Origin of the sequence: Xanthobacter variabilis (assembly GCF_043831965.2) — a bacterium.
Classification (GTDB): Bacteria; Pseudomonadota; Alphaproteobacteria; order Rhizobiales; family Xanthobacteraceae; genus Xanthobacter.
Map to the genome: position 1 here is coordinate 366,327 of NZ_CM195533.1, position 13,510 is coordinate 379,836.

Annotated in this window: 11 protein-coding genes; 7 read left to right on the forward strand and 4 right to left on the reverse strand. The window is 67.9% G+C overall.

Annotated features, from left to right (window positions below; genetic code table 11):
- Positions 1-21 precede the first annotated feature (21 nt).
- Complete coding sequence (locus V5F26_RS01605) at positions 22-1,389, reverse strand: ActS/PrrB/RegB family redox-sensitive histidine kinase (protein WP_234051113.1); 1,368 nt, start codon at positions 1,387-1,389, stop codon at positions 22-24.
- 210 nt (positions 1,390-1,599) lie between these two features.
- On the opposite strand from V5F26_RS01605, the gene V5F26_RS01610 reads away from it, so the two are divergent.
- Both V5F26_RS01610 and V5F26_RS01615 read left to right on the forward strand, forming a co-directional pair.
- On the forward strand, positions 1,600-3,048 hold the full coding sequence (locus V5F26_RS01610) for a polyhydroxyalkanoate depolymerase (protein ID WP_394055962.1): 1,449 nt from the start codon (positions 1,600-1,602) through the stop codon (positions 3,046-3,048).
- 73 nt (positions 3,049-3,121) lie between these two features.
- On the forward strand, positions 3,122-3,877 hold the full coding sequence (locus V5F26_RS01615; protein WP_394946765.1) for a M48 family metallopeptidase: 756 nt from the start codon (positions 3,122-3,124) through the stop codon (positions 3,875-3,877).
- A 29-nt stretch (positions 3,878-3,906) separates the two neighbouring features.
- Here the strand turns inward: V5F26_RS01615 and V5F26_RS01620 are convergent, their stop codons facing one another.
- Positions 3,907-4,995, reverse strand: coding sequence for an AbrB family protein (locus V5F26_RS01620; RefSeq protein ID WP_394946766.1), 1,089 nt, complete (start codon positions 4,993-4,995; stop codon positions 3,907-3,909).
- A gap of 9 nt (positions 4,996-5,004) precedes the next feature.
- Positions 5,005-6,255: a pyridoxal phosphate-dependent aminotransferase gene (locus V5F26_RS01625; protein ID WP_394055957.1), complete on the reverse strand. Its 1,251-nt coding sequence runs from the start codon at positions 6,253-6,255 to the stop codon at positions 5,005-5,007.
- 225 nt (positions 6,256-6,480) lie between these two features.
- On the opposite strand from V5F26_RS01625, the gene V5F26_RS01630 reads away from it, so the two are divergent.
- Entirely contained in the window at positions 6,481-7,071 is a 591-nt protein-coding gene (locus tag V5F26_RS01630) for a malonic semialdehyde reductase (protein ID WP_234051117.1), read from the forward strand.
- A 68-nt stretch (positions 7,072-7,139) separates the two neighbouring features.
- Here the strand turns inward: V5F26_RS01630 and V5F26_RS01635 are convergent, their stop codons facing one another.
- Entirely contained in the window at positions 7,140-7,589 is a 450-nt protein-coding gene (locus V5F26_RS01635; protein ID WP_234051118.1) for a GlcG/HbpS family heme-binding protein, read from the reverse strand.
- 354 nt (positions 7,590-7,943) lie between these two features.
- Here V5F26_RS01635 and V5F26_RS01640 point away from each other — a divergent pair, with 354 nt between their 5' ends.
- The 4 genes from V5F26_RS01640 (at position 7,944) to ubiE (ending at position 13,497) form a co-directional block, all read left to right on the forward strand.
- Positions 7,944-8,474 (forward strand): universal stress protein, encoded by a 531-nt coding sequence (locus V5F26_RS01640; RefSeq protein ID WP_234051119.1) that lies wholly within the window; start codon positions 7,944-7,946, stop codon positions 8,472-8,474.
- 105 nt (positions 8,475-8,579) lie between these two features.
- Entirely contained in the window at positions 8,580-12,086 is a 3,507-nt protein-coding gene (locus tag V5F26_RS01645) for a hybrid sensor histidine kinase/response regulator (RefSeq protein ID WP_394055954.1), read from the forward strand.
- 212 nt (positions 12,087-12,298) lie between these two features.
- A complete protein-coding gene (locus tag V5F26_RS01650) occupies positions 12,299-12,496 on the forward strand; it encodes a hypothetical protein (protein WP_234051121.1) in 198 nt (65 codons plus the stop codon).
- 170 nt (positions 12,497-12,666) lie between these two features.
- Positions 12,667-13,497 (forward strand): bifunctional demethylmenaquinone methyltransferase/2-methoxy-6-polyprenyl-1,4-benzoquinol methylase UbiE, encoded by an 831-nt coding sequence (gene ubiE, locus V5F26_RS01655; RefSeq protein ID WP_394946767.1) that lies wholly within the window; start codon positions 12,667-12,669, stop codon positions 13,495-13,497.
- The last annotated feature ends 13 nt before the right edge of the window (positions 13,498-13,510 follow it).

The following is a 13,510-nucleotide window of genomic DNA, read 5'->3' on the forward strand; positions in this document are numbered from 1 at the left end:
GTTGAAATTCCGCGTCCGCTTTTACGCGCCTTCGGTGGCAGAATAGTCGGCTGCGCGTCCCTTTGTCGCGTCATCATCCATTTCTATGGCCAATGCGCGCCGGGGCCAAGTGATGCGGATGGAAGCGCCGGTGGCCGGCGGCGGGCGGTTCTCGAAGGTGAGGGTGGCGCCGGTGCGCTCCAGCAGCGTCTTGGCGATGAAGAAGCCGAGCCCCAGCCCGCTCTCCTCATCCTGGTCGCCGCGATCCTCCAGGCGCTCGCGGGCACGGGAGGTCACATAAGGCTGGCCGATGCGGGCGCTCACCTCGGGCGAGAAGCCTGGGCCATCGTCCTCCACCACCATGACGAGGCTTGTGGGGGTCCATTCCGCGGCGATATCCACCCGCGAGCGGGCGAAATCGACGGCATTTTCCACCAGATTGCCGAGCCCGTAGAGCAGGCCCGGATTACGGCCGATCACCGGATCATCGGGCCGCCCCGGCGCATTGATGACGATGGCGATGCCGAAATTGCGGTGTGGCTCGGCCACTTCCTCCAGCAGCACGCGCACCGGCATGCGATCGAACGGCGCATCTCCCGACCGGAGCGAGGTCAGGGTTTGAAGAATGTCGCGGCAGCGCCCCACCTGGTCGCGCAGCAGCGACACGTCATCGGCATAGGGCGCGCCGGGCGGCATGGCCCGCTGCATCTCCTTCACCACCAGCGCGATGGTGGATAGCGGCGTGCCCAGCTCGTGTGCCGCAGCCGCCGCGAGGCCGTCGATGGCGGACAGATGCTGCTCGCGCGCCAGCACCAGCTCGGTGGCCGCCAAGGCGTCCGCCAGCTCGCGCGCCTCTTCCGCCACCCGCCAGGCATGCAGGCCGATGAAGCCGATGGCCACCGTCAGCGACACCCAGATGCCGGCCAGATAAAGCTCCGGCAGCACCGGCAGCGCCTCCCCCGCCCAGGGCAGCGGGCGCGCCCACAGGCCCACCGCGCCGGCGCAGGCCGCCGCCAGAATACCCAGCACCACCGTCGTGCTCCAGGCGAGCGCGGTCGCCGAGATCATCACCGGCGCAAGATAAAGCAGCGCGAACGGGTTCTTGAGCCCGCCCGTCAGGTAGAGCAGCGCGGTGAGCTGAAGAAGATCATAGGCCAACAGCGGACCTGCCGCAGCGTCACTCAGGCGCCGCGCCACCGGATACTTGATCCGCAACAACACGTTCACCATCGCCGAAAGGGCAACGACCGCGAAGCAGGAGGCGAGCGGCAGGGGAAAGCCCAGCAGCAGATGCACCACCACCAGCGCAGCAACCTGACCCGTCACCGCCAGCCAGCGCAGGCGAATCAACGTGTCCAGCCGCAGGCCGAAGGAGCGCCCGTGAAGCGGCGGAGCGAAAGCGGGATTCATCGTTTAGTCACTTTCAGGCAAGCCTCCGCGCCGAAGCTGTGATGTCGCAATGCGCGACATTGTGACATCTTGGCCATACTTCATCGCGAGGAACGGCGTATATCCTTTGTCGGCATTGACCACATAAGAAAGAGAGCACACGCTCTGCTTCTAAAATAAAGCGTGAAACGCAACATAAAGCGAGGAACGCACAATAAGCGAGGAAATGCCATGGCCATCGGAGACTTCACGGGCTCGACCCAGCGTCCGACTCAGGGCGAGTACGGTGGTGATCTGGGCTACACGACGCCGCTCTACTGGCTCTACGAGATGGGGCATGCTGCCCTCAACCCCTCCCGCGCCATGGCCGACGCCAGCCGACTGTTTCTGAAGAACCCCATCAACCCGGTGTCCCACACCACCATCGGCAAATCGATGGCGGCGGCCTGCGAGCTGTTCGAGCGCACCACGCGCCGCTACGGCAAGCCGGATTGGGGCATCCGGGAAACCCTTGTGGATGGCCAGCGCGTGCCGGTGCACGTCAACACCGTGTGGCGCCGTCCCTTCTGCAATCTCCTGCATTTCGAGCGCGCGTTCGAGCATCCCCCAGCGGCCCGCCAGCCGAAACTGGTGGTGGTGGCGCCGGTGTCCGGCCATTACGCCACCCTGCTGCGCGGCACGGTGGAGGCCATGCTGCCCAGCCACGACGTCTATGTGACCGATTGGGTGGACGCCAAACTGGTGCCCCTGGCCGAAGGGCGGTTCGGCCTTTCCGATTACGTGGACTACCTCATTTCCATCTTCCACCGCCTGGGCGGGGACTGCCATGTGATGGCCGTGTGCCAGCCGGCTGTTCCGGTGATGATGGCCGTGGCCCGCATGGAGGCGGAAGAGGATCCCTATGTGCCCAAGTCCATGACCCTCATGGGCGGGCCCATCGACACGCGTGAGGCGCCCACCGCGGTGAACGCCATGGCGAAGGACCGCGGCATGGACTGGTTCCGCCGCAACGTCATCACCACAGTTCCCTGGCCCCATGCCGGCGCGCTGCGGGAGGTCTATCCCGGCTTCCTCCAGCTCAACGGCTTCATGAGCATGAATCTCGACCGCCACGTCCAGGCCCATTGGGACCTGTTCACCCACCTGGTGAAGGGCGATGGCGATTCGGCCGAGAAGCATCGCGACTTCTACGACGAATACCTGGCGGTGATGGATCTGACCGCCGAATTCTATCTCGAGACGGTCGAGAACGTCTTTATCACCCATGCCCTGCCCAAGGGCGAGATCCTGCATCACGACCAGGTGGTGAAGCCGGAGGCGATCCACCGCGTCGCGCTGATGACGGTGGAGGGCGAGAAGGACGATATCTCCGGCATCGGCCAGACCCGGGCGGCCCACAAACTGTGCCCGCGCCTGCCCGATCACAAGCGGGCCCATTGGGAACAGCCGGGCGTGGGTCACTATGGCGTGTTCAACGGCTCGCGCTTCCGGTCGGAGATCGCGCCGCGCATCGCCGAGTTCATCCTGCGCCAGGAATTTCCTGACGGCATTGTGCAGGGCAACATGAAACCGGCCCCCATGACCACCGGTTCGGAACCCGCGGAAACATGCCACGAGCCTGACATTTTTGCCCTGCCGGCGAAGGTCACCTCACTTTATCCACGGAATGCTGCAACTTAGCTCTGGCTGAGGACGCCAATTCTGGAGAAGATGACACCCAATCGTCATTAGGCTCCTCGTGCATGGTGTCCTCATGCCGCTGTTTCGTCGCCCGGACCTGAAGGCGCCACCGAAGCGCTGTGAAGCCATCGAGCTGGAGCTCGATGGCGAGGCCCTTTGCGTCTCCATCCGTCGCCATCCCCAGGCCCGGCGGCTGACGCTGCGCGTGCGCTCCGCCACGCGTGATGTCACGGTCACCGCCCCGCCCCACGTTTCCCTGGCCGCTGCGGGCGATTTCGTGCGCCGTCACCGCGAGTGGATCCGCGTGCGCCTGGGTCGCCTGCCCGAAGTGGTGCGGTTCGAGCACGGCGCGCTCGTGCCGGTGCGCGGCGAGCCGCACCGAATCATCCACCTGCCGGATGCCCGCGGCACCGTGTGGCTCGGCCTTGACGATGAGGGCGGCCCGGCCCTGTTCGTGGCCGGGGAGGCGCCCTATGTGGCGCGCCGCGTCACCGATCACCTCAAGCGCGAGGCGCGGCAGGACATCTCCACCGCCGTGCAGCGCCACGCCGTGGCGGTGGGGGCGAAGATCGGCCGCATCACCCTGCGCGACACGTCGAGCCGCTGGGGCTCATGCTCCGCGAAGGGGGACCTCTCCTTCTCCTGGCGCCTCATCATGGCGCCCACCTTCGTGCTGGACTATCTGGCCGCCCATGAAGTGGCCCACCGGCTGGAGCTGAACCACGGCCCGCGCTTCTGGAAAGTGGTGGAAAGCATCTATCCTGCCCGCCGCGAGGCGGAAGGCTGGCTGCGCCATCACGGCGCCAGCCTTCACCGCTACGGCGCCTGACTGCGGAAAACACGCCCGGCGGGAGCCCGTCAGCGATCGCGGTTTTCGGCCTGACCGTCCTTGGCGCCCTTTTCCAGGGTGAACAGCAGGTGCGCCGCCACCGGCAGCGCCACCGAGAGCCCGGCGAAGCGGAACAGGTGATGGGCGCTCATGAAGGCGGGATCATAGCCCATGGCGAAACCCAGCGCCGTCATGGCCTCCAGCGCGCCGGGCGAGAATGCCGTCAGCAGCTTGCCGAAATCGTCCCCGGTCAGGACCGCCGCCAGGGTCGCGAACACCGTGGCGACTGCGATCGCCACCAGAAACGCGCCGAGCGACACCCAGAAATAGGAGCGGATGGCCGAAAGGCTGGTGCCGATGAAGCGCGCACCCACCCCCGCGCCCAGCCCCACGAAGGCGGGCACCAGCAGCGCGCGCGGCATCACCGCATCGGACCATCCGCCCATATGCAGCGCCGCGCTGCCCGCCAGCGCGCCGAGAATGAGGCCGCCGGGCACCTTGAGGGCCGCGGCGCCGAGGCCGCACGCGGCGGACACCGCGAACAGGATCACCACATCCAGCAGCGGTGAGACATGGGGTTGCGGCTGCAGGCCACCACCGGCCAGGCCCATGGCCCCCAGCACATTGGGCAGCGCCGCCACCAGCAGGAACAGGCGCAGCGTCTGGGCAAAGGCCACCTGCCTCAGGTCCACGTCGCGCTCATCGGCCATGGCGAGCACGGCGGAAAAGGCGCCGGGCGCCGAGGCATAAAACGCCGTTTCCAGGGACCATCCGCCGACGCGGGTGAGGAACAAGGCGCCGCCCGCCATGGTGCCCACCACACTCGCGGCAAGACAGGCCATGCTGATGGGCCAGGAGCCGGCATGGGCCAACATGTCTGGCGTCAGCACCGTGCCCATGGAGGCGCCCAGCACGGTGTAGGACAAAAACCGCACCCATTCGGGCACCGCCACCGGAGCCCCGCCCACCGCCAGAACGATGGTGAAGACCAGCGCGCCCGAGATCCAGCCTGCCGGCAGGCCCAGCGCGGCGAACAGCGCTCCGCCCACGCTCCCCGCCACAAGGGTGGCCAGCGCGCCGAGCGCGGTCCGGATAGCCGCCGTGGAAGGCCCCCTCATGCTCCGCCCTCAGGTCCGGGGCGTGGACGCGCGCGCGCCACCGGCATTGGCCTCGATCCAGGCCGCGAGACGCCGGGCGGCCTCCGCAAGCTGGGCCTCGCCGCGGGCGAAGCACAGGCGCATGAAGCCCTCTCCGCCGGCGCCGAAGGCGGTGCCGGGCGCGATGCCCACATTGGCCTCGTCCACCAGGGTCAGGCCCAGCCGGCGCACATCCGCAAAGCCCTCAATGCCGAAGAACAGGTAGAAGGCGCCCTTCGGCTTCACCAGGTCCACCTTGCCGGTGGCGAGCAGCGCGTCGGCCACGATGTCCCGCCCCCGCCGGGCGCGGGCGATCTGCTCGGCCACGAAGGGCTCGCCCTGTTCCAGCGCCGCGATGGCGCCCCTCTGCATGAAGGCGGCGACGCCGGAGGTGGAATACTGGATGAGGTTCTCGATGATCTGCCCCAGCCGCGGATCGGCCTCGATCCAGCCGATGCGCCAGCCGGTCATGGCCCAGTTCTTCGAGAAGGTCTGGATGAAGAGGATGTGGTCATCCGGGCTCATCACATCATGGAAGGAGGGCGCGCGCTCCCCCTCGCCATAATAGAAGCGGCCATAGATCTCGTCGGCGATGATCCACAGCTTGTGGCGGCGGGCGAATTCGAGAACAGCCTGCAGTTCCTCGTGGGTGGCCACATAGCCGCTGGGATTGGAGGGGGTATTGAGGAAGATGGCCCGCGTGCGCGCCGTCACCGCCGCTTCCAGCCGGCCGACATCAAGGGAGAAGCCCTCCGCGCCATAGGCCAGCGGCACATGCACCGGCACCGCCCCCAGCTTCTGCGCCCCGGCCGCCGCATTGGGCCAGATGGGCGAGGGCAAGAGAATCTCGTCGCCCGCGCCGAGGGCGATGGAGAAGGCCACGAGGATGGCCTGCATGCCTGAGCCGGTGACAAAATAGCGTTCCGGATCCTCCGCGACGCCGTAAAGGCGCGCCATGTAGCGGGCGATGGCCTCGCGCAGCTCGGGCAGGCCCCGCTGCCAAGTGTAGAAGGTCTCACCGCCATGGAGCGCGGCCGCCGCAGCGTCGCAGATGAAGCCGGGCGTGGGCACGTCGCCCTCCCCCGCCCACAGGGGAATCATGCCCGGACGCGAGCGGCCATAATTCATCACCTCGACAATGCCGCTTTCCGGCAGCGCCACGATGTGCTGGCGCACCTGCGCAAGATAGGGATCCTCGGACAGGAGCGGAGCCGAAGGCGAGGCGGGAGAAGAAGAGGACATGGAACTCATCTCGAAGGGGCTGCGGCATGAACCGCGCGGACCATAGCGACGGGAAGGGACCCTGGCCCATCAATTCGCGTGACACCGGCATCAAGCGTCCTGATCGGTTTGCACCGATGCAAGGCAATCTTGCAAGCGCGGCCGTTGTTCATCGGCCAAGGGGCTCCTAGATCGCCAGTGCGATCCTTGTTCATTCCATTCCTGTTCTTCCTTTTGGAACCCATCATGAAGCAGAAGATCAACGATGCTGCCCTGGAGCAGCTTTTCCTCGGCGCCCGCTCCCACAATGGCTGGACCGACCAGCCGGTGACCGACGCGGAGCTTCACGCGCTCTACGACCTGGTGAAGCTCGGCCCCACCGCCATGAACACCCAGCCCGCGCGTTTCGTCTTCGTGCGCTCGGAAGAGGCCAAGGCGCGGCTGAAGCCGGGCCTCGCCCAGGGTAACTACAAGGCGCTGGCCGCGCCGGTGATCGTGCTGATCGCCTATGACCTGAAGTTCTACGACAAGATTCCCGAGCTCTTCCCCCACAATCCGGGCGCGCGGGACATGTTCGTGAACGCCCCGGCCATGGTGGAGCCCCACGCCTTCCGCAATTCGTCGCTGGAAGGGGCCTATCTCATCATCGCCGCGCGGGCGCTGGGGCTCGATGTCGGCCCCATGTCCGGCTTCGATGCCGCCAAGGTCGATGCGGAATTCTTCCCCGACGGCACGGTGAAGACCAACTTCATCGCCGCCCTCGGCCATGGCGACCACACCAAGCTGTATGATCGCCTGCCGCGGCTGGCCTTCGCGGACGCGGCCCAGATCCTCTGAGATCACCGGCTTCGTGCGTTTTTGCGCGCGAACCTCGGGCCGTTTGCGCCGGTTGGGTCCGGGCCGGTTCAGTCCGTGCCCGGATCGGCCACGAAACCGGCGGAGGCGATGCCAGCGAGCGCCGCCGCCTCGTCATTGTCCGAAGTGTCGCCCGAAATGCCGACGGCGCCGATCACCCGCCCCTCGCCATCGCGCACCAGCACGCCACCGGGCACCGGAATGAGCGAGCCGCCGATGGCGGCCGTGGCGGCGCTGATGAAGAAGGGCTGATCCTGCGCGCGCCGGAACAGGGAGCGCGAGCCCATGCCCAGGGACAAGGCGCCATTGGCCTTACCCATGGCGATATCGCCGCGCTTGAGACTGGTGCCGTCCTCCGCCGAAAAGGCCTTCAGGGCGCCGCGCGCGTCGAGCACGCACACCGCGAGCGGGTTCATCTCCTGCGTGCGCGCATGGACGAGGGCGGCGGTGATGATCACCTGCGCGGTTTCCAGGGTGAGGTTTGCGGCGCTGGCGGGCAAGGCGCGTCTCCGTGATGTTGCGGCCGGCGCGGCTTCGCCGTCCGGGCAAGTGGCGATGGTCCGTCTGTAGAGCAATTCGCCCCGCCATTGAAAGGCTTCGCCGGCGGCTGCGGGTGTCCAGGGCCGCGCGAGGCCCCCGCCGGATGGCCCGGAGCCCCGCCCGGGCCCCACTTTTTTCACCGGCGCCCGCTCCGCCATGGCAGCATGGAGCGCCCCATTGAATCGCGCTGCGCGGGGCGTCCGCCTCTCCGGCCGTCACGGGCCCTGGGGTCACGGGCCCTGGGTCCCGTGACCCCAGGGTTCCCTGAGGACCCGGCCTGGCGTGCGCTCGCGCAGCGACCGGCCGAGGCTGCCATGACCGATCCCCGTTCGCCTGCCCCCAACCCGCCGGCCGCGCCCCGGCGCAGCCGGGAGCCCGGCCATCGTCGCAAGTTCCTGGTGGTGGTGGACGACACGCCCGAATGCGACCGCGCCGTCTATTATGCGAGCCGCCGGGCCGCCGGCACCGGCGGCGCCCTGCTGCTGCTGGGCGTGCTGGAGCTGGAGGGTGTCAACCAGCAGTGGCTCGGCATCGGCGACCTCATGCGCGTCGAAGCCACCGACGACATGAGCGCGCGCCTTCAGAAGTTCGTCGCCCGCGCCCGCCAGGTGGCCGGGGTGGACGCCGAGACGGTGATCCGCGAGGGCACCAAGGCGGAAGCCGTGCTCGCCTCCATCGCGGAGGACGAGGACGTGGCCATCCTGGTGCTGGCCGCCGGGGTGGGGCGGGAGGGGCCGGGCCCCCTGGTGAGCGCGCTGGTATCCTTCCATTCCGGCCATTTCCCGGTGCCCATCACCATCGTCCCCGGCGCGCTCACAGACGCGGAGATCGACGCCCTCGCCTGAGACGCCACGGGAGTGTCCCGACTGGACAAGACCCGTCGCGGATGGTGAGTTGCAGAGAATGAGAAGAACGGGCGGCGGTGCGGGTTCCGCCGCCGGACGGGGGACATGCTTCAGGCTTCGGTCGTCATCTTCGCCGCGCTGGCCTATATCGGCTTCCTGTTCGCCATCGCGAGCTTCGGCGACCGGCTGCGCCCCTCCGAGAAGCGCCGCTCCGCGCGGCCTCTCATCTATTCGTTATCGCTGGCGGTCTACTGCACGTCCTGGACCTTCTTCGGATCGGTAGGCCTTGCCACCACCCAGGGCTTTGACTTCCTCACCATCTATCTCGGCCCCATCATCCTGATGACGGTGGCCGGCCCGGCCTTCCTGCGGGTGGTGCGGCTGGCCAAGGCCAACAACATCACCTCCATCGCCGACTTCATCGCCGCCCGCTATGGCAAGCACCAGGGCATCGCGGCGCTGGTGGCCCTGGTCGCGCTGGCCGGCTCCATCCCCTATATCTCGCTGCAGCTGAAGGCGGTGTCGGCCTCGCTGCTGGCGGTGCTGGGCTATTTCGCCGGGCAGGCCACCCAGGGCACGCCGGCCGGCGACCTCGCTCTGTTCGTAGCCTGCGCCATGGCCGCCTTCGCGGTGCTGTTCGGCACCCGCCACACCGATGCCACCGAGCACCAGAACGGCCTGATGCTAGCCATCGCCACCGAGAGCATCGTGAAGCTCGCGGCATTCCTGGCGGTGGGCATCCTCGTCACCTTCTTCCTCTTCTCCGGCCCCGCCGACCTGTGGCGCACGGCCACCGCCGCCGGCGTGACGGCCCCCTTCACGCGCGGCCTGTCGCTGGAGAACTGGATCACCATGACGATCCTCTCCGGCGGCGCCTTCATGCTGCTGCCGCGCCAGTTCCACGTGGCGGTGGTGGAGAACAAGGGCGAGGAGGAGATCCGCCGCGCCCGCTGGCTGTTTCCTCTCTATCTCGTGCTCATCAACCTGTTCGTGGTGCCGCTGGCGCTGGCGGGCATGACGCTGTTCCCCCGCGAGGTGGTGGACAGCGACATGTACGTGCTGGCCGTGCCGCTGGCCGCGGGGGCGGAGGGGCTCGCCCTGCTCGCCTTCGTGGGCGGGCTTTCGGCGGCCACCGCCATGGTGATCGTGGAGAGCGTGGCGCTGGCCATCATGATCTCCAACGATTTCGTGATGCCCCTGCTGCTGCGCCGGCGCGCCAAGGACGCCGGCGCGCCCGAGCCCAACGACATGGTGGGCGCCCTGCTGCTGGTGCGCCGGGTCGCCATCCTCGTCATCCTGCTGCTGGCCTATCTTTATTACCGCATCATCGGCGAGGTGCAGCTGGCGCAGATCGGCCTGCTCTCCTTCGCCGCCGTGGCGCAGGTGGGCCCGGCCTTCGCCGCCGGCCTCACCTGGCGGCGCGCCACCGCCAAGGGCGCCGTCGCCGGCATCCTCGCCGGCACCCTCATCTGGGCCTACACCTTGATGCTGCCGAGCCTGGTGGAAGCCGGCCTCGTCGCCCAGAGCGTGCTCGACGCGGGCCCCTTCGGCATCGGCCTGTTGAAGCCCACCGCGCTCCTGGGCCTCACCGCCGGGCCGCTGGCCCATGGGGTGGCCTGGAGCCTCGCCGTCAACACGCTGGTCCTGGTGATCGTCTCCTTCCTCACCCGCCCGAGCCAGATCGAGGAGGTGCAGGCCGAACTGTTCATGGCGCGGAGCCCGGAGCAGCCCCCGCACCGCCCCTCATTCCTGCGCTGGCGTTCCGCGGTCACGGTGGGCGAGCTGATCTCCACCGTGGGGCGCTATCTGGGGCGCGATAGGGCCCAGGCCGCCTTCTCCGCCTATGCGCGCATCCACGATGTGGACATCGACCCCCACCGCGAGGCGGACGCCACCACCGTGCGCCATGCCGAGCACCTGCTGGCGGCGGCGGTGGGCGCGGCCTCCTCCCGCCTTGCTCTGTCGCTGCTGCTGCGCAAGCGGGCGGTCTCCACCAAGGCGGCGTTGAAGTTGCTGGACGATGCCTCCGCCGCCATCCAGTACAATCGCGAGCTGCTGCAGAGCGCCATCGACCATGTCCACCAGGGCATTGCCGTGTTCGACCGCGAGCTGAACCTAGTGTGCTGGAACCGCAGCTTCGGCGAGATGCTGGAGCTGCCGGCGGACTGCTACACCGTGGGCGCCCCGCTCAGCGCCATTCTCGCCAGCGCCCCGCGCCCGGAGGGCTGCCGCGAGGGGCTGGTGACGCGGGTGGAGCGCTATGCCCTTCCCGCCCCGGGCTTCTCCGAACGGCTGGACCAGAACGGTCAGGTGATCGAGACCCGCTCCGACCCCATGCCCGATGGCGGCATCGCCGTCACCTTCACCGACATCACGCCCTCGGTGGAGGCCGCCCAGGCCCTGGAGAAGGCCAATGAGAGCCTGGAACGGCGCGTGCGCGAGCGCACCGACGAGCTCGTCTGCCTCAACAAGGCGCTGGAGCGCGCCAAGGCCGAGGCGGAGGAGGCCAATATCTCCAAGACCCGCTTCCTCGCCGCCGCCAGCCACGACATTCTTCAGCCCCTCAATGCCGCCCGCCTTTATGTGACGAGCCTGGTCGAGCGCGCGAAAGGGGCGGAGGAACAACGCCTGGCGGGCCATGTGGACGCCTCCCTGGAGGCGGTGGAGGAAATCCTCGGCGCGCTGCTCGACATGTCGCGCCTCGACAGCGGTGTGCAGAAACCCGAGATCGCGCCCCTGCGCATCGGCGAGGTGCTGAAGCAACTGGAGATCGAGTTCGCGCCGCTGGCACGGAACAAATCCCTCGACCTCACGGTGGTGCCCAGCTCCCTCACCGTGCGCTCGGACCGGCGCATGCTGCGCCGCCTGTTGCAGAACCTCATTTCCAACGCCATCAAATACACGCCCCAAGGCCGCATCCTGGTGGGATGCCGCCATCTGGCGGGGCACGTGCGCGTGGAGGTGTGGGACACCGGCATCGGCATCGCTCGGACGCAACAGAAGATCGTGTTCCAGGAGTTCCAGCGCCTGGACCAGGGGGCGCGGGTGGCGCGCGGGCTTGGGCTGGGCCTCTCCATCGTGGAGCGCATCGCCCGGGTGCTCGAACATCCCATCGCCCTGCGCTCTCAGCCCGGCATCGGCTCCGTCTTCACCCTGGAGCTGCCGCTGGCGAGCGCCATTCCCGCCGCGGAAGCCTCTCCCCAGCGCCCCAGCGGGCCGGGCGCCCCCCTGAACGGGCTCACCATCCTGGTCATCGACAATGAGCCGGCCATCATCGAGGGCATGAAGCTCCTGCTCACCGGCTGGGGCTGCACCGTGATCACCGCGGGCGATGCCGAAGCGGCCCTGAAGGCGGTGCAGCAGGCCGGGATCACGCCCGATATCGCCCTCGTCGATTACCACCTCGACGGCGGCCTGGGCATCGACGCGGTGATGACCCTGCGGTGGAAATTGGGGAAGCTCCCGGCGGCCCTGATTACCGCCGACCGCAGCCAAAACGTGCGCGATGCCGCCCACGCAGCCGAAATGGTGATCTTGAACAAGCCTTTAAAGCCGGCGGCCCTGCGCGCCATGCTGGCCCAGTGGCGGCTCTCGCGCACCGCCGCCGTTTAGGTTTGGTTAACCACCCGGCCAAGCTCCGCAAACACGTTCTCGATTACGCCGCGCTTCATCCCCATGAAGGTCAAATAAACGCCCCGATCGGACGGCGTACTGGACGCGTGCCAGAGAAGCACGCCCTCGCGGCAAGGAATTGTTACCGAATTGTTAACACCGGTCTCTTTTCTTTGCCGACTTGTACCAACGAATACAATTGGAGAGCGGCTATGACGATCACGATCAACGTTCCCCTCTTCCCCATGCGGAAAGAGATCGCGGCGCGCAAGGAGCGGCGCGGATTGAAGATTGGCACGCTGATGTTCCACAACGTGTTCGGCTCCAAGAAGGCGGCCCGGCGCTACAGCCGCGAGGGCCTGGAGTTCGACGTTTCGGACTTCGCCAAGCCGAACGGCTCCGGACGCTGATTCCTCGCCGGAGGGAGCCCCTTGCCGGGGCTTCCGGCGAAGAGCAAGGCGAGCCAACTCACAAGAGACGTTCGGGCGCACCGCCCCTTCCGCGCCCCGCATGGCATCGCGGCCCGTCATCCGCTAAGGTCGCGCACCATCTCGAACAGCGCGCGTGGTGCTTCCCCGTCATGACGGACCCCAATTTTCAGCCGCCCCCGTCACCCGAAGATCCCCATGGGGCTCAAGGGCCCGCTGGGCTCCGCGACGGGAAGGCGGACACCCATTTCGGCTACCGCACCGTGCCGCTGCAGGAAAAGCAGGCCCTGGTGGACGACGTGTTCCACAAGGTGGCCCGGCGCTACGACATCATGAACGACTTCATGTCCGCCGGCCTGCACCGGGTCTGGAAGGACGCGCTGGTATCCAAGCTGCGCCCGCCCACGGGCGAGCGCCCCTTCCGCCTGCTGGACCTTGCCGGCGGCACCGGCGACGTGGCCTTCCGCGTGGCGGAGGCGGGCGGCAGTGGCACGCGCATTACCGTCGCCGACATCAATACCGAGATGCTCGCGGTGGGCCGCGAGCGCGCGGAGAAGCGCGGACTTTCCGGCAAGGTGGACTTCCAGGAGGCCAATGCCGAGGAGCTGCCCTTCCCCGATCGCTCGTTCGACGCGGTGACCATCGCCTTCGGCATCCGCAACGTGCCGCGCATTCCCATGGCGCTCAAGGAGATGCGGCGCGTGCTGAAGCCCGGCGGGCGGGCGTTCGTGCTCGAATTCTCCAAGGTGGACGTACCCGGGCTCGACAAGATCTACGAGACCTATTCCTTCAAGGTCATCCCCGCGATCGGCAAACGGGTCGCGGGGGATGCGGAGCCCTACCAGTACCTGGTGGAATCCATCCGCCGTTTCCCCCACGCGGAAGCCTTCGCGCAGATGATGCGCGATGCCGGCTTCAAGCGCGTGGACTTCATGCGCATGACCGGCGGCGTGGTGGCGCTGCACTGGGGTTTCCGCATCTGATGGCCGCTGCGGC